Raw genomic sequence first — 19,650 nt, 5'->3', positions numbered from 1 at the left:
TTGGACGGCGGTAGTTTTTAGCGTTAATTTCTGGAGCCAAAGATACTACTTCCTATACGTACCATAGTACTACCTTCTTCAATTGCAATTTGGTAGTCACCGCTCATGCCCATTGAAAGCGTTGTAAAATCTGCATATTCACTTTTAAGTTTTAAGTATAGCGAATGTAAGCTTTTGAACTCACGCCTTACCTGATCCATATTTTCGGTAAAAGTAGCCATACCCATTAATCCCACTATTTTTACATTTTTATGCGATTTGAAATTTTCGTTACGTACTAAGTCTAGCAATTCTTCTTCGTTAAATCCGAATTTAGTGTCTTCCTCAGCAATGTGAACTTGTAAAAGACAGGGTATGGTTCTATTATGTTTTTCAGCTTGTTTGTTGATTTCGGCTAAGAGTCTTGGACTATCTACACCATGAACCAAGCTAACATATTCAGCCATGTACTTTACCTTATTTCGTTGAAGGTGACCAATCATATGCCATTCAATATCTTTTGGCATTTTCTCCCATTTTTCGGTCATTTCTTGCACCCTGTTCTCTCCAAAAATACGCTGGCCTTGGTCATACGCTTCTTGAATATCAGAAATAGGTTTTGTTTTAGATACGGCAACCAATGTTACGGAATTGGGTATGGTTTGTTTAACAGCTAAAAGATTTTCTTTTATGGACATACACTTGATTTCAACTACTACTACTACTACTACTACTACTACTACTACTTAGTTTTTAAATTGACTTGACACCACCTCGGCTTTTTTGCTTACGGCATAATCATAAAATCCTTCACCGGATTTTATACCTTTCTTTCCGGCCATAACCATATTTATCAATAATGGAGAAGGAGCATATTTTGGGTTTTTGAATCCATCGTACATAACGTTCAAAATGGAAAGGCATACATCTAAACCAATAAAATCTGCTAATTGAAGAGGTCCCATGGGGTGCGCCATTCCAAGTTTCATTACTGTATCAATTTCTTCTACGCCTGCAACACCATGATGTAATGTTTCTATGGCCTCATTGATCATTGGCATTAAAATTCTGTTTGCTACAAAACCAGGATAGTCATTGACCTCTGTAGGTATTTTTCCTAATTTTTTAGAAAGTTCCATAATAACGTTAGTCGTCTCGTTAGAAGTACTATAACCACGAATGATTTCAACTAGCTTCATTATTGGAACAGGATTCATGAAGTGCATACCTATTACCTTGTCAGCTCTATTGGTTACAGCTGCTATTTGCGTAATGGAAATTGATGATGTATTTGAGGCTAAAATTGTATTGTTGTTACAAACAGCGTCTAACTCCTTAAAAATGTTCAGTTTTATAGTTACATTTTCTGTGGCTGCCTCTATGGCAAGGTCTACATTTTTTACCCCTGTTTTTAATTCAGTAAACAGTGTAATGTTGGCCAATGTATTTGTCTTGTCGTCATTGGTTATTTTTTCTTTTGCCACCATACGATCTAAATTGTTGGCAATAGTACTTAAACCTTTGTCAAGTGCTTCTTGCGAAACATCTATTAGGTGAACTTGAAATCCGCTTTGCGCAAATACATGAGCTATTCCGTTACCCATAGTACCAGCACCTATAACTGCTATTTTATTCATATTTCTTTTGGATTGAATGCTGCGATAATTTGTAAAGCTACTTTTAATGCTTGTGTGCCCTGTTTTAAACTAACAACTGGTGTTGAATTGTTTTCAATGGCTTCGGCAAAAGAGTCTAATTCGTCTAAAATGGCGTTGTTGGTTTCAATGGACGGATTTTCAAAATATATCTGCTTCTTTATTCCTTCAGCATTTTGAAGAATCATATCAAAATCACCAGGTTCTTTTGGAGCGTCTTTCATTTTGACCACTTCAACTTTCTTTTCCAAAAAATCTACTGAGATATAGGCATCCTTTTGAAAGAAACGCGACTTACGCATATTTTTTAATGAAATTCTACTTGCCGTTAAATTGGCTACACAACCATTTTCGAATTCCAATCTAGCGTTTGCAATATCTGGGGACTGGCTTATTACAGATACCCCGCTTGCATTAACCTGCACAACCTCAGAATTAACGACACTTAAAATAGCATCTATATCGTGTATCATTAAATCTAAAACAACTGGTACATCTGTACCTCTTGGGTTAAATTCTGCCAATCTATGGGACTCAATGAACATTGGGTCCTTTATAGCGTGTTTTACAGCTGTAAATGCAGGGTTAAAACGCTCAACATGACCAACTTGACCTTTAACTTTATATTCTTGTTCTAAGGCCAATAGAGAGTTTGCTTCTTCTAATGTATGTGTAATGGGTTTTTCTATAAAAATATGCTTGCCCTTTTCTATGGCCTGTTTGGCACATTCATAATGAGAAAGAGTAGGGGTAACAATGTCCACCACGTCTACGGCATTCATTAAATCTTCAAGCTTTGCAAAATAGGTATATCCGAATTCCTTGCTAACTTTTTCGCCATTTGTACTATCGGCATCGTAGAAACCGATAAGTTCATATTTTTTAGAATCATTTAGGAGTCTCAGGTGAATCTTACCTAGATGCCCCGCTCCTAAAACACCAACTTTTAACATTTGTATCGTTTTCCCCAAAAATACGCATAGTTAGGTACTTTTAGGTTATCGGTTATTTCAATTTTATCAAAAAATGGATATTAGTTTTAATAGGTTCTTCCATCGTTAAAAGAACTTTGTTAACTTTGAAGAACAAACCGACTACCATTGAAAGATACCTTAAAACACAGGGGAATGCGCAACCACCTAGCGCAAGTATTGATTGACAAAGGAATAGCAGATAAAAAGGTCTTGGACGCCGTTAGACAAATACCAAGACATTTGTTTATGGATAGTAGCTTTGAAGGTCATGCCTATCAAAATAAAGCATTTCCCATTGCTGCAAACCAAACTATTTCACATCCTTATACCGTAGCTTTCCAAACAGAGTTATTACAAGTAGAGCCTGGTCAAAAAATATTGGAGATCGGTACAGGTAGTGGTTACCAAACAGCGGTTCTATTAAAACTTAAAGTGAAGGTGTATACCATTGAACGACAATTGGAACTTTTTAAAAAAACCAATATTTTTTTCAAGAAAATGGGGTATAGGCCAAAGCAGGTGATTTTTGGTGATGGATATAAAGGCTTGCCCAAAGAAGCTCCGTTTGATCGTATCATTGTTACTGCAGGTGCCCCAGAAGTACCCAAAGCATTGTTGTCACAATTAAAAGTGGGGGGCAGGTTAGTAATCCCTATTGGTTTTGAAGAACAAATAATGACCCTTTTCGTCAGAACTACGGAAAAAGAATTTTCAAAGACAGAGTACGGGTCTTTTAGATTTGTACCCTTATTGGAAAATAAGAACTAATTATTAAAGTTCTTTTTAATACGGTCAAGATCTCTTTTGTTATCTCGATCTTTAATGGTTTCTCTTTTGTCGTAGAGTTTTTTACCCTTTGCTAGTGCTATCTGCATTTTTGCTAGTCCGCGGTCATTTATAAATACTCTAAGTGGAACTATAGTAAGACCAGATATTTTTACTTCTTTGCTAAGCTTTTTAAGTTCTCTTTTCTGAAGAAGTAATTTACGTTCCGCTTTAGGTTTATGATTAAAATGCGATGCATGTGAATACTCGTCTATTTGCATATTGATTACAAATAGTTCTTCATTGTCGTTAAATTCACAAAAGCTTTCAGAAATTGATGCACGACCTTCTCTAATGGCCTTGATTTCGGTACCGGCCAAAACGATACCTGCCGTGAACTTGTCCTGTAGCTCATATTCAAAACGAGCTCTTTTGTTCTTAATGTTTATTGTATTCTGCATTACCTACAAAAGTAAGAACTATTCATTTAATGATTTGATCTTTTGTAACTAATTACACGTATTAATCGGATAAAATAGTATTATTTTGGACAGTTACAGTTAAATATGAGTTTATCCACAGAAGGTGTGCCATTAGTGATTTTAACTATAAATAAAGTGCCGTTTTCACTGTCGTCAATGCTATAGAATTTTTGTTCGTCAATTAACTTGTTTACAAATTCAGGTGTTGTATTACTATGTCCTACAATTAAAACGTTCTTATTTAAATTTTCACTTTTAAATTGGGCAATATCAATTAAGGTTGGGTCGTAATAATGGACATCTATATTCTGTTTTACCGAAGTTGGAGCAGCGGTCATAGAAGTTCTATTATAATCAGTGGAATATATGGCATCTAATTCTACGTCTGCCAATATTTCTGCCCAGTGCATGGCTCTTCCCAAACCTTGCTGCGTTAATTCTGGGTCTGCATCATCAGGATTGCTTCTATCTTTTTCCGCATGCCTTATCAAGTAAAAAGTAGAAATGGAAGTTTCTTCTTGAGATTTATCAATTGTGGGTTCATCTTTGCAAGAAAGATTGATAGCCAGCAAAATAAAAAGGATATATTTGAATGCTTTCATGAAAATATGTTTGGTGTATTAATTTAATAACTAAAATTACTTCAAAATAGTACTATAAATAGTCTAATTTTTGTTTTTTTGCATATGAAAAAATTTTGTGGGACACTTCTTATTGGTTTTGTAGTTCTTGGTCTTAAGGCTCAGGAAGTAGTACTTCCTACCGATTTTAGGCAACAAAACTTAACTGAATACAACGGGAGTATAGTAAACCCTGCATATAGTTTAGACCGTAATAATCCATCTTCTATAGCATTTTGGTCTAGATGGCAGTGGCAAACTTATGACGGTGATCCAACTTCTCTCTTCTTAAATTATACAGCTAGGTTAAATGATGTTTCGGCTGCTGGTATTGGCTTTTTTCAACACAATACGGGTATTTTTTTAAATACAGGGGCAAACTTAAATTATGCGTATAATATTGCACTTGGTGAAGATATCTTTTTAGGGGTTGGGTTAAATGTTTTTGCCTTTCAACAAAAATTAGCTGACGATCGTTTTTTTGTTCCTAATCCTATACAGACCTCCGCTGAAAATGATTTTATACTACAAATGGCTCCCGGTATAAATTTAAGTATCGATAGGTTTAATATTGGGTTGACTTCTGAAAATTTGTTCGATTATAATTTTACCACTAACGAACGTAACACAAGTCCTGATGATAGGATGTTTCAGGCATTGGTAAGTTATGATTTTCCTGTAAGTGTGTTAAGTAGTGATGATAGTTCAGTATTTAGACCAATGCTGTATTATAAAACAATTCCAGGATTGGATAATCAAATCGGGTTAATCACCTTATTGACAACTAATAAATATTGGGCGCAAGCTGGGTATAATAGTTTTTATGGATTTTCAGGTGGTATTGGTGGTCGTTTCTTTAAGAGATTGTCTTTTGGTGCATTGGTTGAAGTGGGTACAAGTTCAGATTTAAAGGGTCAAGATCCTACATTTGAGTTGGTCACTTCTTATAAATTAGGAAAACAACAGACACCGGCAGAAGAGCTTGAAGAGCAATTAATTGCTGAAGAGAAAAATAAGGAAGAATTACTTGGTCAGCAAGAGGAAATTGAAGTGGCTTCTACTGAATTGACCAAAGCGGAAAAATTGGCTCTAAAACGTGAGTCTAAAAAACAAGAACGTTTAGCGCTTATAGAAAGTAAAAGGTTAAAAGATTCTATTCAAAATGCATCTAGACAATCAGATTTGGCAGTTAAACAATCTAAAAGGGATATTAAAAGAAAGCGTGACTCGCTAGAGAATGCCAAAGCAGAGCAAGCTTTGGCAGAAGCAAAGGCTTTGCAGCAACAAAGGCAAAAAGACTCCATAGCGGCAGTAATGAAGAGAGAGGCAGAAGCGGTTGCATTGGCACAGCAAAGAAGACAAGATTCTATAGCTGAAAGTAAGGCTTTGGCAATGAGAAATGAGGTCGTGGAAGTAAAAGCTGGCGAAAAATATGAAGAAGTTACCAAAGAGGGTGCTTTGGAACCGGGGTATTATTTGATTGCCAACGTTTTCGGAACTAAAAAATACTTGGATGCTTTCTTGGCAGACATGAAAAAAAGAGGGATAAATGCCAAATCTTTCTTTAGGGAAAAGAATAAATATAATTATGTATACTTAGCTAAGTTTGATTTTATCAAAGATGCGAGACAAGCAAGAGACTCTAAATTGAATGGTAAGTACACGGATAAAATCTGGATATTCAGGGTTACAGGTGAGTAAAGAACTTTATCTCTTACAAAATACACCCTTGGTTAGAACTGAAATAAGCAAAAGCTTATTTCAGTTCTCTTTTTATAAGTACTTCTAAATAGCTAACCGTATTTAATAGATATTTACGGTCTTTGGTTAAAGTCGCCATTGCAATGGATCCTTGTATTATAGTGAACAATTGCTTTGAAAACTGTAATGGTGTAACCGGTAATTTGAATTCACCACCATTTATTCCATTTTCAAAAACCAAGGCAATTTTACCTTCAATTTCCTTAATGGTTTCTTTAGCGGCAGCGGCAAGTAATCTGTTGTTATGTTGAGCGTCTATACCAACATTTAAAATAGGACAACCTCCCATATTTAAAGTGAATACGTCATATTTTTTATAGAATTCTATTAAATTCTTGATCTTTCCCATAGCATTTCCATCAATTGACAGATGTTCATCTATAGCCGTGAGAAGTAGATTTCTATTAAACTCAAATGCAGCTAAGGCTAAAGCTTCTTTATTTTCAAAATTCCCATACAAAGCACCTTTAGTAAGATTGGTGGCCTCTGTTAAGTCGCTCATACTGGTACCTACGTAACCATGTTTGTTAAAAACAGGTGCGACAGTCTCAATAATATAAGCGGTGGTTCTTTCGGCTTTTGTGGACATATAAGACTGTTTTATGCGAATATAAAAAAATCTATACTGTATGGTATATAATGTTCATAAAAAAAGCGTCCATATAAAAATATGAACGCCATTTATCCTAATTGTTTAAATTAAACGGTAATATCCTCTTGATTTCTAAATACTAAACTGTTATCAAAAGCATCTAACAACACAACACTGTCAGATTTGATTTCTCCACTTAAAAGAGATTTGGACATATTGTTAAGTACCTCTTTCTGAATGGTTCTTTTAACCGGTCTTGCACCAAATTGTGGGTCAAAACCTTTTTCTGCCAAGTAATCGATAGCTTCTTCTGTAGCGTCAAGAGTTATCTGCTGCTTATCAAGCATTTTCTTTAAATGCTCTAATTGAAGTCTAACAATTTCTTTAATGTTATCCTTGGTTAAAGGCATGAACATTACAATGTCATCAATTCTGTTTATGAACTCGGGCCTAACCGTTTTCTTTAAAAGTCCAAGAACTTCAATTCTTGCGGTTTCAGATGCGCTATAAACATCATCAGTATTTTCAAAGGTTTCCTGTATAATATCGCTCCCCATGTTACTGGTCATGATAATAATAGTATTCTTGAAATCTGCAACACGACCTTTATTATCCGTTAACCTGCCTTCATCCAATACTTGCAATAGAATATTGAAAGTATCTGGGTGTGCTTTTTCAATTTCATCCAATAATACAACGGAGTAAGGTCTTCTTCGCACGGCTTCCGTCAATTGTCCGCCTTCGTCATACCCTACATATCCTGGAGGTGCACCAACTAATCTACTAACCGAGTGTCTTTCTTGATATTCGCTCATATCAATTCTAGTCATGGCATTTTCATCATCAAATAAATATGAGGCAAGCGTTTTGGCAAGTTCAGTTTTACCGACGCCAGTAGTACCTAAGAAAAGGAATGATCCAATTGGTTTCTTTGCATCTTGTAAACCAGCTCTACTTCTTCTAATTGCATCGGATACAGCTTCAATGGCTTCTTCTTGTCCTACAACCCTTTTATGAAGTACACTTTCTAGCTTCAAAAGTTTTTCACGCTCACTTTGCAGCATTTTGGTCACAGGTATACCTGTCCATTTAGCTACCACTTCGGCAATATCATCACTGGTAACTTCCTCTTTAATCAATGTTCCCGAGTGTTGTTGATTGCTAAGGTCATCTTGTAATTGTGTAAGTTTCTCTTGCGCTTCCTTTATTTTACCGTATCTGATTTCCGCAACTTGACCATAATCTCCATTACGTTCCGCACGTTCTGCTTCAGCTTTGAAATTTTCAATATCCTGTTTTGTCTGTTGTATATTGTCAACTACAGATTTTTCACTTTCCCATTGTGCAAAAATTTCATTTCGTTCTTCCTTAATGTTTGCAAGCTCTAGGTTTAAAACCTGTAGCTTTTGTTTATCATTTTCTCTTTTTATGGCTTCGATCTCAATTTCAATTTGCATGATCTTGCGATCAAGCACATCTAATTCCTCTGGTTTAGAATTGATTTCCATTCTTAATTTAGAGGCAGCTTCATCCATTAGGTCAATTGCTTTATCTGGCAAAAACCTATTGGTAATATAACGTTGAGAAAGCTCAACGGCAGAAATTACGGCCTCATCCTTAATACGTACCTTATGATGTGCTTCATATTTTTCTTTAATACCTCTAAGAATTGATATGGCACTCTCTGTATCTGGTTGATCTACCATGACTTTTTGAAATCTTCGTTCTAGGGCTTTATCCTTTTCAAAATACTTTTGGTATTCATCTAAAGTTGTTGCACCAATAGAGCGAAGCTCTCCTCTGGCAAGAGCAGGTTTAAGAATATTTGCCGCATCCATAGCTCCTTGACCACCACCAGCTCCAATTAGTGTATGGATTTCATCAATGAAAAGGATGATATTGCCATCTGCACTAACAACTTCTTTAATAACGGCCTTAAGGCGCTCTTCAAACTCACCTTTATATTTTGCACCTGCAATTAAGGCACCCATGTCTAGAGAATAAATTACCTTATCTTTTAAGTTTTCAGGAATATCTCCTTGAATAATTCTATGGGCCAAACCTTCTACAATTGCTGTTTTACCTACACCTGGTTCACCCACCAAAATAGGGTTGTTTTTGGTGCGTCTAGATAGGATTTGTAGGATTCTGCGAATTTCTTCATCACGCCCGATCACCGGATCTAATTTACCGCTATCAGCTAATTCATTTAAGTTTTTGGCATATTTCTTTAAAGAGTTATAACTGTCTTCGGCGCTTTGGGAAGTAACCTTTTCACCATTTCGCAATTCATTAATTGCTGAAACCAAATGCTTTTCGGTGGCACCTTGATCTTTTAAAATCTGTGCTATTTTACTTTTGGATTTTAAAATAGCTAAAAAGAGATGTTCAATGGATACGTATTCATCATCCATATTTTTGGCAATAATACTGGCTTCATTTAAAGTTTTACCACCTTCTCTAGAAAATTGCAACTCACCACCTTGTACTTTAGGAAAACTGGATAGCTCTTTATCAAGAATTTGTTGAACCAAAGAAAAATTGATGCCTAATTTTTTAATTAAAAAAGGCATTACATTTTCCTCTACGCCTAAAAGAGCTTTGAATAGATGTTCGTTTTCAATTTGCTGATGTCCGAAATTTTGGGCAATCAGCTGGGCTTGTTGAATAGCCTCTTGTGATTTTATTGTGAAATTATTTATGTTCATTATCTTTAATTTTAGTTTATTGTAATACTTTTGAACATGGTATTTCAACAATCTTACCATTTAAGATTGCAAGACAAAATGGCGTATTTTTGGCTTAAACAAACGACATTTAGTCAGTTTTACTGTAATTGGAAAACAATTTTAAATTAAGGATTTTATGGGATTATTTGGTGGATTATTTGGAGGTTCAAAGAGTGGGGAAGGTGATAATTCATCTAATATACCTTGGATATCCTTGACATCTATAGATCAGTTAAAGGATATTAAGGAAGCTTCAAATAGCAAGCCTCAACTCATTTTTAAGCATTCTACCACGTGCGGAATAAGCAGAATGGTTTTAAATATGTTTAAAAGTAGTTATAGTTTGGAAGAAGGACAAATGGATTTGTATTTTCTGGATCTACTAGCTCATAGGGATGTTTCTAATGGTGTTGCGTCAGAATTTGGGGTAACCCATCAATCTCCACAACTTTTGATCATAAAAAATGGGGAAGTAGTGGTACATGATTCACATGGGTCAATTTCAGAAATAAATATACATCAATATGTATAAAAAAAGCCCCGTAATTACGGGGCTTTTTTTTAATTAAAGCGTTGATTGTTCAGTATGTTTTTAAGATTGTTCTTTAAATCTTCACCGGCATCATAAACCATTTGTTCATTACTTGGAAATGGTACTCTGGCCAATTGTAATAAAGAAACCAAGTCATTATCTAAAGCCCTTTTATCCCCATCGTAATTGGCATAAACATGCTCAAATACAAATTGACTAGATAAAGGATATTGATTGATTTTTTGTTGTTTTTTTAAGTCGATAAAGCTTACGACACCTGTAACTTGTGCGCTTTTAAATTGCGTAAATTGGTAAAAATCACATCTAACAGTTTTAAACTTATCCACTTTAATACTATTGCCAAGACTGTCAGCAACAACATTGCCATTTTGATCTTCAACAAAAGTATAACCATCCTTAATTTGTTTTTCTTTACTTATTTGTTTCTCCCTGATCTGTTCAGGAGAAATATTTATGTCTTGAAAAGACACCTCCATTTGGTAATCATACAACTGGTTTTGAATTCTGTTGGTATGATATTCTGTCCAGTTTGTATTTAATCCGTACGTATTTAAATTTAAAAGTTCATCTTCCAATCTTTTTGGAATTATCTGGTCAGTATTATTGGTCATGTTCACAATAACATAATCTAGCCCTTTTAGGTATGCTTCATCAATTTTAGAGACCACATCTTTATAGTTAGGGTTTATTTCATTTAAATAATTAAGGTCGCTATAAGCATTTCTATAATCGGATTTATAATTAGCATTTGACAATAAGGTAGTTGCTTTGTTATATAGAAATTCAGATAAAGCTGTTTTTGAGGCTATGATATCGTCATCATAATTTTTAAAATTGAACTGAGCTTTTCTACCTTCATCTTGAATATGCAATGGTAGTAAAGGACGAATTCTCTCTTGTATAGATTTTAATCTATTGTATGTATTGAATATCTCCTCATAGTTCGCGGCATTACCATCCTTTTTTAAGAACTTAATGTGCTGTAGTTCCCTTTCGGTATTCTTTTTAAACCCTTCCTCTAAAAGAACAATATATTGTTGATTGCTTTTTTTGGTCTTGTTTTCGGCAATATTGATTACTGCTTTGTTAATGGCAGTCTCATAATTTCCCGAATTTAGAGCCTCCTGCGTTTTCTTTACGCCACTACAAGCTAGTAGTAGTCCAATAAAACTAAATAGTAGAAATTTTTTCATATCTATTATTTTTAAAATTTATAGATGTTATTCAACAGCCGTGCCATAATTCATTTTATAGTTAACGTTTTAAGGCGCTTAATAGTATATTTTCGATAAACGACATATAGTTGTCATTATATAAGCCTTTGATAGAGGTGTAGTTATTAACTTATTTTAATAAATAAGTTATGCGATTGTGTCATTTTTTATATTTCTTTAAGTGTGCTATTTGTATTTTTGCCACTTATTTAAAAGATATAGCACATGCAACGCGATACCACAATTTTTAATCTTATTGAAGAAGAGAAACAACGCCAAATCAACGGCATTGAGTTAATTGCCTCTGAAAATTTTACAAGTCCTCAAGTAATGGAGGCTCAAGGTTCTGTACTTACCAATAAATATGCCGAAGGATACCCTGGTAAAAGGTATTATGGTGGTTGTGAAGTAGTAGATAAAGTAGAGCAATTGGCCATAGATAGGGCAAAAGAGTTATTTGGTGCAGCATATGCGAATGTACAACCACACTCTGGGTCGCAAGCAAATGCAGCTGTATATCATGCATGTTTAAAGCCAGGAGATAAAATTTTAGGTTTTGATTTATCACATGGAGGTCATTTAACGCATGGTTCTCCCGTAAATTTTTCTGGAAGATTGTATACCCCTGTTTTTTATGGAGTAGATAAGGAAACCGGAAGGTTGGATTATGATAAAATTCAGGAAATAGCAACAAAAGAACAACCAAAATTGATAATTGCTGGTGCATCTGCATATTCAAGGGATATGGACTTTGAACGTTTTCGTAAAATTGCCGATAGTGTAAATGCTATTTTACTTGCAGATATTTCTCACCCTGCAGGTTTAATTGCTAAAGGGCTTTTAAGTGACCCAATTCCGCATTGTCACATTGTTACGACAACAACTCACAAAACGTTAAGAGGACCAAGGGGAGGTTTAATATTGATGGGCAAGGATTTTGAAAATCCGTTTGGTATAAAACTTAAGAATGGAAACTTAAGAAAAATGTCGGCATTATTGGATTTAGCGGTTTTTCCAGGAAATCAAGGAGGACCTTTAGAGCATGTTATTGCCGGTAAAGCAATTGCCTTTGGTGAGGCTTTGACAGATTCATATGCTACGTATATTTCTCAAGTAAAGAAAAATGCCGATGCCATGGCTAAGGCCTTTGTAAAACTAGATTACAATATTATTTCTGATGGTACCGATAACCATATGATGCTTATTGATTTAAGAAACAAAGATATTTCTGGTAAAGATGCGGAGAAAGCCTTAGTGTTGGCTGATATCACTGCAAATAAGAATATGGTGCCATTTGATGACAAATCTCCGTTTGTAACATCTGGTATTAGATTTGGGACAGCAGCAATTACTACTAGAGGTCTAGTGGAATCTGATATGGAAAAGGTTGTTGAATTTATTGATCAGGTAATTATGAATCCTGAGAATGAATCAATAATAAAAGAGGTTAGAGGTAAGGTCAACGAAATGATGAAAACAAGACCAATTTTTAATGCCTAAGTAAGTTTAGTAATGATTTGGGGTTTTTATTCAGATAAAAATTCCAAATCACCACTTACATATGTATTTTTATTTACATCATAGATAGAGGCCTCATCATCTTTATCTAGATATATGCCCCAAAATTCAGAGTACGATTTAGGAGCAATATTCATTTCATCTTCGTTATTGTCCGGGTTTTCAAGAGTGTCTTCAAAAATGGGGACAAAAATTTCATATGGTTTTTGCGTTAATCCTCTTGTTAGAAACACATAATTAAACGCAATCTGCTTTAAAATGTCATTTAGCTGGGTGGGTATGCTTTTGTCATAAATACGTTTTATAACAACACTTGTATCATTTAAAAAGAATGTTAGTTCTTCAATATCAATATGGTACTTGTTTTTTAAGTCAAGAATTTCTAATTCTTGTTGTAGTGGAGATTTTTCTTTGCCATTATGCCCCCATCTATCCGTATTAAAATGGGCTAGTAGTTCTAATAAATCCAAATTGCAGGAAATTTCCAAAACTAAGCTAATTGAGTTAAATGTAATATGCTTGTTATTTAGCTTAACACTAGAGAAATAATGGAAGTCTAACGATTTTAAAAACTCATCTATACCAATGATTTCCTTGGTATATTCGGATTTAGAATTATTAATAAAATTTTCGTAATTAAATGGCATACGAGTAGAAATTTATAGCATTCTTTATCATAAAGATACTTTTCTAACTTCAAAATCTGATATAGAAAAACCTTAGAATTTCAGAGGATATTATTATAAAATGAATTAAATTTTTATAAAACCCTGTAAATCAATAATTTAAAAATATGCTAATTCTATAGAAATCCTCTTGTTTTAGCCTCGTTAATTAAGGCAAGGTCATTTCCGTTCTTAACGTCAAAAAGTGCTTTTAGTTGCCTTTTTCTAGCTTCAACAGTTGTATTTGCAGATCCAATTAAAGGGGCTATGTCTCTAGTGTGTATTCCTTGAGATAAATGATATAATATTTTCTGATCTTGCTCATCAATAACAATGTCTGTCGACATTCTTCGTCTAATTGCAGATAATGCACTAGCGGTATAGTAAGGTGAATCGTTTGCTATTGTTTCAACCATGGTTTTAAGAGACATTTCATCAATCTCGGATTTTACCATGTAACCATCAGGATTAACCGTTTTAAAAATGTTATTAATTCTGTAGTTATCACTGTAAGATGACATGAAAACAACTTTTGATTTAGGGACTTCATTTCTTGCAACTATACCTAAATCTATACCAGTTCTTGGGTCTTTGGATTCTGGAGAGAACAACTGAATGTCCAATAAAATAATGTCATAAGGTACTGCTCTTTTTGACATTTCAATTTTGCTCTTTCCTTTTTCGAAGTTCGTTGCTATTTCAACTTTAACATTAAAGTTGTCAAATTCAGAATCTTCTAAGATATATTTATATCCAAGAGCAGTCATTTCATGATCATCTACCGCTAAAATTCGTACAGTGTTCATAAGTTGTGATTCTAATCTAATTTACTAAACGTATTAATATAAACTATTATTATTTGTAAAATTATTACTTTCTATTTTAAATGGGGATATTTAAAGATATGGTAGTGCCCTGACCTTCGGTTGAGTCTATATGAAATGAACCATGTAATTTTTCAATTCTAGAAGTAATATTTCTAATTCCTATTCCTTTTTTACCCTTATTTACATTGTAGCCTATACCATTATCACTCATAATGACATTAAACTTTTCATCATCTCTGTAAAACGTAACTTCAAAGAATGAGCATTTTGCATGCTTAATTGCATTTTGAAAAGTTTCTTGTATAATTCGGTATACGTTAATTTTAATTTCACCAGCTAGACTATCCCAGTTTTCATCTTCATTGAAGTGGAACATTGTTTTGATTTTAGTATTGCGATTATTGGCAAGCAGTGTTTCTACAGAATCTGTAAAGTTGCTAATTTTTTGATAAGCGCTATGGCTCAATTCGTGTGAAATTGCTCTAATCTCATTCTCAATTTCTTGTAATGATCCCAGGGCTTTTGATTTTTCTTGAATAGCTTCATCCGTGGCACGTTTATTTAAACCTGTTAGTATCATTCTTGCACCTAACATTTTACCTAAAACGCCATCATGTAGTTCTTCTGAAATTCGTTTTTGCTCTAGCCTTTTTACTTCATCTACTTTTTGCTTTTGCATTAACATCAAATTAAAAATCTCTTGATTGTTTGCTTGCTGTTGTTGGTCAAATCTTAATTTTTGATTTTTTGCACGTTGGTTGATAATGATGTAGACAGATAGCCCCAGTAAAAAGAAACCAGTAGCAATACCGATCCAAATTTGCTTTTGCTTGGACAGCACCTGTTTTTCACTTTCTAACTCAATATTTTCTGCAATAAATTCGTCAGTTTCAAAACGAATTCGAGCAAATTTATTCTGTTGTTTGCGTTCTTCAGATAGTAGACTATCATTTAGTTTAGTAAATTTTTTGAAATAATCTGAAGCATTATTCTTGTCTAAAATGGCTAAGTATTGCCAGGTTTTTAAAAGACGTTCATTCGACTCTCCTTCTATAGCTAAGCTTTCTGCCACTTTTGCTTTATGGATAGCTGCGGTAGTGTCATGGGCAAAAGCTTCAAATTCTGCGTAATTATAATAACTGGTAGCAATACTTCCAAGATCATTTACCTCTCTTTTAATTTTTATGGCTTGATCAAATAAATTACGAACATTTGAAGTGTCTCTTTTGTACAGTTTTGAAGTCGCTAAATTGCTTAGAGCCAATGCAAATAAACTCGTCCTTTTTGTTAATATACTGTCAATACTTAATACTTTTTCAAAATTTTCAATGGCTTTGTCATATTGTTTGTTGTTTCTATAACTTACGCCAATATTGTTTATTACACTAGCCTCATCCATGTAATTCTCTGGAATTTTTTCTAAATAGAAAAGGGCTTCATTATAATAGGCTAAAGATTTTTCATATTCTTTTAAATCTGTTAAAATTATTCCTAAAAGGTTATAACTTCTATATAGATGATGGTTGTTATTTTCTAATGTTTTAAAATATTCAATCGCTTTTATGGTATTGGCTTCACTGCCAATATAGTCTTTAATCTTCATTTGAATACTGGCCATATTTAAATACAACCGGCCAACGTCTTCTTTATAATTTATTTGGTTGTAAAGGTTAAGAGCTTCTGAGTAATAATAAAATGCACTATCATAGGCAATTCTATTTTCCATAAAATAAGCTAAATCCCAATAAATCGCACCTATAGCAGCGGTATCTTTAATTTTTTGGTTCGCTAAAATTGCTTTTTTATTTATTTGTCGGTATAATGAACTGTCGGAAATAAATTGTTGATTGTAAGAGAGGTTAGAAAAATGTAAGCTTTTTAAAGAATCTGTTGGTGAATTTATTGCGAATTGGTAAGCTTTATATTGTAGTTCTAATTTTCTTTTAGATTCTGCCTCATAACTTTCGGCAGACCATATAGAAATACTATCTTTTGTTACAAATGCTGACGGTATCTCTTCTTTGGGTTCAGTTTTTGTGCAGCTTAAACAAAGTAGAAAAAGTGCGGATATATAATTATAAAGCTTGTTCAAAAATAGATTTTATCGGTATATTAAAACCAAGGTATAAAAAAAGCCTTTAACGTTCGCGTTAAAGGCTTTTTTTGTATTTATATTTTTTAAATCTATGCAATCTTTTTTGGTGGTTTTCTATCATCTGGTGGCAATGAGCAATCGTCACAGGATAAATATTTTGAGATATCGTTCACATTTTCAATTTCATTTGATATATTTTGAGATGACATAGAAGCCATACCAACTGCCATTACTGCTACTGCTAAAATACTTGTTACTTTTTTCATACTGTGTGTTTTAAGGGGTTTTTGGTTTATTATACTACCAAAGTAATATGATAAAGCCGGTAACAAATGATAAAATCATAGCTATGAGTGGATGATTAGGTTCTGTGAGTATATGACCTAATTTTGAGAGAATTCATTAATTTAAGGCAGAAAGTGTGTTTTTGTTGAGTATGCTTTTTAAATTGTCCATATTCTCACGGTAAGATTTAGAGAATGGGATATTTTCGTTTACCTTTTTTATGGCGCATATAGATTTACCAAAATTTATACGAGAGACATAATTGGTGTTTACAATATAGCTTTGGTGAATACGCATAAAGTTCTTGGGCAAGGTATTCTCAAAAGTCTTTAACGTCTTATAGGCATTAATAATTGTGCCGTCTTTCATGAAAAACTCCGTTGTATTATTATCTGCCTTTAGATATAAAATATCATTGGTGTCTAAATATTGAAAATCGTTATATGATTTTAAGCATAGGGTAGCCGGCGCTTTTTCCTTTGGCATGCGCTTTTGAAGCTTCATCAATGATTTACGAATATCAAATTCATTGAATGGTTGCAACCAGTAATCAAAAAAACCGTTTTTGATTGCATCATATGCGTAATTTTTGGTTGCCGCAATACCGATCAAAATAGGAAGCTGATTCATATATTGATGAATCTCGGTAATCATTAAAAAAACAGAGGGATAGTCATTATTTAGGTTTATGAAAACAATATCTGGGGAATATTTAAGAATATCGTTTAAACCATCAGAAGGGTTGTTCGTGGTATTTATACACTCAAAATCGCCATACTCATCTAAGAAAGCATGTAGCTGTAAATTTGAAACAGCATCAGAGTCTATTATGGTGTAAGTATAATTCAAATGATATAGCGTATACCACGAAATTAAACATAGGTTATAAAAGGTTGACCTAGAATGTCCTTATAAAAACAGAGGATATATTTATAAAATCAATGTTTATGGGGTTTGTGAGCGAAAAATCTTGCAGTTAAATAAGAATTATAACTAAAATTCCTCTTCAATTGCTTGATAAGCTCCTAAATCTGGAGAAGATATTCTTGAAACTCCTAAAATATCATAGGGTACGGCGTTTGCTGTATTTACATCCCCTTTGTTAAAGGCTTCACTTTCAAATCCTATTCTAAAATCGTTATCAATGGGTGAAAAATAATCTAGTTCTCCGGACATAATGATATTGCTAAAAAATGCCGTGTTATCGGGATAATTTGAAGCATTACTTTCATTGATTTTGATAAAACAATTTTCAAAGGAATAATTAAATGTATGTTGTTCGTTAGGGCTCAATGAAATTTCAATTTGACTATTGCCATCAATAATTGAATTTTTGAATTCTGCTTTTTGCAAGTCGTATGCTACTTCAGGATTGGTTCTAGTATCGTTTCTAATTTCCAAAGCAGCATTGAACCTAAGACCTTTGTTCCAATAATTTGATATAGTTGAATGCGTAAAGCTATAATATCCACCATTTTCTATAAGTAAAGACGAATTACCTGCACTGCCTATTACTAAATTTTCCCCTGTAATATTTGCATTTCTTGCCCAAAGGTTAGTGGTAGAACTGTTGAAAATTTTGGTATTTGTTATGGTTAGGGTGGATTCAGAATTGTTTTCCCTTCCTTCAACAAACAAACCAATTTGTGCATTCTTAATGGTTAAATAATTTATGGTATTGTTCTGACTTCCAGAGCTTATCCAGATGGCTCCCCATTGTCCTGTAACGTTATCAAAATCCGGTTCAAGCCTATCACCTTCAAATAGTACTTCCCCTTCTAAGAGTTCTTGGTTGTCGCTGAGCTCTCCATTTATAGAAATGGAACCTCCATTTTTTACCAAAATACCAGAATTCTGATGGAAGTGTATTCTAGATCCAGCCTCAATATTTAATTTTTTGTTCTCCTCAACTATAGCGTAGCCATAAACTACGTAGGGTTTATCGTTTTTAAAGGTTAAATAGTCGTCTGTTAGCACAAATCCTTCTAATTCTATAGGTTCTGTTGATTCGTTAACTTGAACATCTATTATTTCAGATTGACTCTTTAATTCGTTGTTTGGGTAAAGGAATATGCCATCTTTTGCTAAGGTTACTAATTGCACTGATTGTTGATACGGCCCACTATCGAACTGAATAGCGTCTGTATAAAGTAATTCATTAGCTGTGGGTTCTTCAATATCAATGGTTGTTTCAATTAAAATAAAAAGGCTGTCCTTTGCATAAATAGGTATATTATTAAATTCTTTACCGGCGACACCATCAACATTAAGTCTGTAGAAACTCGCAGTGCCATTTTTAAGAGCTATATTAGGTATTACCACATCGTCTTTCGTGTCATTAAAAACCTTTAGCGTGTACGTGCTACTACCAATATTTGAAAATACGGTATCTAGATAGACAGTATCCTTGGAAAAGGAAAGATGACCATTACTGGGTGCATATTCAAAATCTTTTCTACACGATGCGGACCATAAAATGGCAAATAGCAGCGGTAAGATGATAAATATTTTGGTACGCACGTGATTCTAATTTTACAACACCTAAGTTATATGAAAATTTCCTTTATATCGTCTGGAATTCTAATGGGTTTGTAAGATTTGCTTTCTAGAAGACACCACTCTGTGCTTGATTTTACAAGTAGCTTGTTGGTAACAGCGTGTTTCATTTCAACCACTCTAATTGATTTTGCACCTGAACTGGAGTCTATATAGGTAGTTATTTTAATTCGGTCGTTCAAAACCGCCGCACGTTTATATTCAATATGATGACTTAATACTACCCAGATAACTTCATCTTGCATTATGGGAGATGCTTTTGTTTGCCAATGTTCTTTAGAAATGTCTTGAATCCACTGCACGTAGCGTACATTATTTACGTGGTTTAAGTCGTCTAAATCGTCAACAGAAACGGTAATTTCCTTATGAAATGAATTCAT

19 protein-coding genes are annotated in these 19,650 nt (G+C 33.8%); 4 read left to right on the top strand and 15 right to left on the bottom strand.

All coding sequences use genetic code 11. The features are described from left to right. Positions 1 to 23: 23 nt before the first annotated feature. From CSC80_RS15910 to CSC80_RS15900, 3 genes are read right to left on the bottom strand one after another with little or no spacing between them, the layout of a single operon-like run. On the bottom strand, positions 24 to 677 hold the full coding sequence (locus CSC80_RS15910) for a YggS family pyridoxal phosphate-dependent enzyme (RefSeq protein ID WP_099193027.1): 654 nt from the start codon (positions 675 to 677) through the stop codon (positions 24 to 26). A gap of 48 nt (positions 678 to 725) precedes the next feature. Beyond that, positions 726 to 1,616, bottom strand: coding sequence for a 3-hydroxybutyryl-CoA dehydrogenase (locus CSC80_RS15905; protein ID WP_099193026.1), 891 nt, complete (start codon positions 1,614 to 1,616; stop codon positions 726 to 728). Next, positions 1,613 to 2,587 (bottom strand): Gfo/Idh/MocA family oxidoreductase, encoded by a 975-nt coding sequence (locus CSC80_RS15900; protein WP_099193025.1) that lies wholly within the window; start codon positions 2,585 to 2,587, stop codon positions 1,613 to 1,615. The genes CSC80_RS15905 and CSC80_RS15900 overlap by 4 nt, the downstream gene beginning before the upstream one ends. Before the next feature lie 147 nt (positions 2,588 to 2,734). Here CSC80_RS15900 and CSC80_RS15895 point away from each other — a divergent pair, with 147 nt between their 5' ends. Continuing rightward, positions 2,735 to 3,376 (top strand): protein-L-isoaspartate(D-aspartate) O-methyltransferase, encoded by a 642-nt coding sequence (locus CSC80_RS15895; RefSeq protein ID WP_058102947.1) that lies wholly within the window; start codon positions 2,735 to 2,737, stop codon positions 3,374 to 3,376. Here CSC80_RS15895 and smpB read toward each other — a convergent pair. Both smpB and CSC80_RS15885 read right to left on the bottom strand, forming a co-directional pair. Then, positions 3,373 to 3,834 carry an SsrA-binding protein SmpB gene (gene smpB / locus CSC80_RS15890; RefSeq protein WP_099193024.1) on the bottom strand — a complete coding sequence of 154 codons (462 nt, stop codon included), beginning with the start codon at positions 3,832 to 3,834 and terminating at the stop codon, positions 3,373 to 3,375. The two genes, CSC80_RS15895 and smpB, sit on opposite strands and share 4 nt — an antisense overlap. A gap of 80 nt (positions 3,835 to 3,914) precedes the next feature. Continuing rightward, on the bottom strand, positions 3,915 to 4,457 hold the full coding sequence (locus tag CSC80_RS15885; RefSeq protein WP_099193023.1) for a phosphoglycerate mutase family protein: 543 nt from the start codon (positions 4,455 to 4,457) through the stop codon (positions 3,915 to 3,917). A gap of 84 nt (positions 4,458 to 4,541) precedes the next feature. On the opposite strand from CSC80_RS15885, the gene CSC80_RS15880 reads away from it, so the two are divergent. After that, the gene (locus CSC80_RS15880; protein ID WP_099193022.1) at positions 4,542 to 6,176 is read left to right on the top strand and encodes a PorP/SprF family type IX secretion system membrane protein; all 1,635 of its coding nucleotides are present in this window, start codon (positions 4,542 to 4,544) and stop codon (positions 6,174 to 6,176) included. A 55-nt stretch (positions 6,177 to 6,231) separates the two neighbouring features. On the opposite strand, the gene CSC80_RS15875 is transcribed toward CSC80_RS15880, so the two are convergent. Together CSC80_RS15875 and clpB are read right to left on the bottom strand one after the other, a co-directional pair. Further along, positions 6,232 to 6,825: a TetR/AcrR family transcriptional regulator gene (locus CSC80_RS15875; protein ID WP_058102943.1), complete on the bottom strand. Its 594-nt coding sequence runs from the start codon at positions 6,823 to 6,825 to the stop codon at positions 6,232 to 6,234. A gap of 110 nt (positions 6,826 to 6,935) precedes the next feature. Beyond that, positions 6,936 to 9,536, bottom strand: a complete 2,601-nt coding sequence (clpB, locus tag CSC80_RS15870; protein ID WP_099193383.1) for an ATP-dependent chaperone ClpB — start codon at positions 9,534 to 9,536, stop codon at positions 6,936 to 6,938. Positions 9,537 to 9,693: 157 nt separating this feature from the next. Between clpB and ytxJ the strand changes: the two genes are divergently transcribed. Beyond that, positions 9,694 to 10,089, top strand: coding sequence for a bacillithiol system redox-active protein YtxJ (ytxJ, locus tag CSC80_RS15865; protein WP_099193021.1), 396 nt, complete (start codon positions 9,694 to 9,696; stop codon positions 10,087 to 10,089). A 29-nt stretch (positions 10,090 to 10,118) separates the two neighbouring features. Here the strand turns inward: ytxJ and CSC80_RS15860 are convergent, their stop codons facing one another. Continuing rightward, on the bottom strand, positions 10,119 to 11,303 hold the full coding sequence (locus tag CSC80_RS15860) for a hypothetical protein (RefSeq protein ID WP_058102941.1): 1,185 nt from the start codon (positions 11,301 to 11,303) through the stop codon (positions 10,119 to 10,121). 246 nt (positions 11,304 to 11,549) lie between these two features. On the opposite strand from CSC80_RS15860, the gene glyA reads away from it, so the two are divergent. Further along, positions 11,550 to 12,824 carry a serine hydroxymethyltransferase gene (gene glyA, locus CSC80_RS15855; protein WP_058102940.1) on the top strand — a complete coding sequence of 425 codons (1,275 nt, stop codon included), beginning with the start codon at positions 11,550 to 11,552 and terminating at the stop codon, positions 12,822 to 12,824. Between the two features lie 26 nt (positions 12,825 to 12,850). On the opposite strand, the gene CSC80_RS15850 is transcribed toward glyA, so the two are convergent. The 7 genes from CSC80_RS15850 to CSC80_RS15825 all read right to left on the bottom strand — a co-directional run bounded on the left by CSC80_RS15850 (position 12,851) and on the right by CSC80_RS15825 (position 19,650). Further along, positions 12,851 to 13,489: a hypothetical protein gene (locus tag CSC80_RS15850; protein WP_058102939.1), complete on the bottom strand. Its 639-nt coding sequence runs from the start codon at positions 13,487 to 13,489 to the stop codon at positions 12,851 to 12,853. A gap of 155 nt (positions 13,490 to 13,644) precedes the next feature. Further along, positions 13,645 to 14,313, bottom strand: a complete 669-nt coding sequence (locus CSC80_RS15845; RefSeq protein ID WP_058102938.1) for a response regulator transcription factor — start codon at positions 14,311 to 14,313, stop codon at positions 13,645 to 13,647. Positions 14,314 to 14,389: 76 nt separating this feature from the next. Further along, positions 14,390 to 16,426 (bottom strand): tetratricopeptide repeat-containing sensor histidine kinase, encoded by a 2,037-nt coding sequence (locus CSC80_RS15840; protein WP_099193020.1) that lies wholly within the window; start codon positions 16,424 to 16,426, stop codon positions 14,390 to 14,392. Between the two features lie 92 nt (positions 16,427 to 16,518). Beyond that, on the bottom strand, positions 16,519 to 16,695 hold the full coding sequence (locus CSC80_RS19525) for a hypothetical protein (protein WP_156894600.1): 177 nt from the start codon (positions 16,693 to 16,695) through the stop codon (positions 16,519 to 16,521). Between the two features lie 136 nt (positions 16,696 to 16,831). Next, positions 16,832 to 17,563 carry a LytTR family DNA-binding domain-containing protein gene (locus CSC80_RS15835; RefSeq protein WP_099193019.1) on the bottom strand — a complete coding sequence of 244 codons (732 nt, stop codon included), beginning with the start codon at positions 17,561 to 17,563 and terminating at the stop codon, positions 16,832 to 16,834. Positions 17,564 to 17,707: 144 nt separating this feature from the next. Continuing rightward, positions 17,708 to 19,234: a hypothetical protein gene (locus CSC80_RS15830; RefSeq protein ID WP_099193018.1), complete on the bottom strand. Its 1,527-nt coding sequence runs from the start codon at positions 19,232 to 19,234 to the stop codon at positions 17,708 to 17,710. Between the two features lie 26 nt (positions 19,235 to 19,260). Beyond that, positions 19,261 to 19,650: a thioesterase family protein gene (locus CSC80_RS15825; RefSeq protein ID WP_099193017.1), complete on the bottom strand. Its 390-nt coding sequence runs from the start codon at positions 19,648 to 19,650 to the stop codon at positions 19,261 to 19,263.

It is taken from the genome of Maribacter sp. 6B07 (assembly GCF_002700155.1).
GTDB lineage: Bacteria > Bacteroidota > Bacteroidia > Flavobacteriales > Flavobacteriaceae > Maribacter > Maribacter dokdonensis.
The sequence above is the reverse complement of the archived record's forward strand: the minus strand, read 5'-3'. Positions and strand labels throughout refer to the sequence as shown.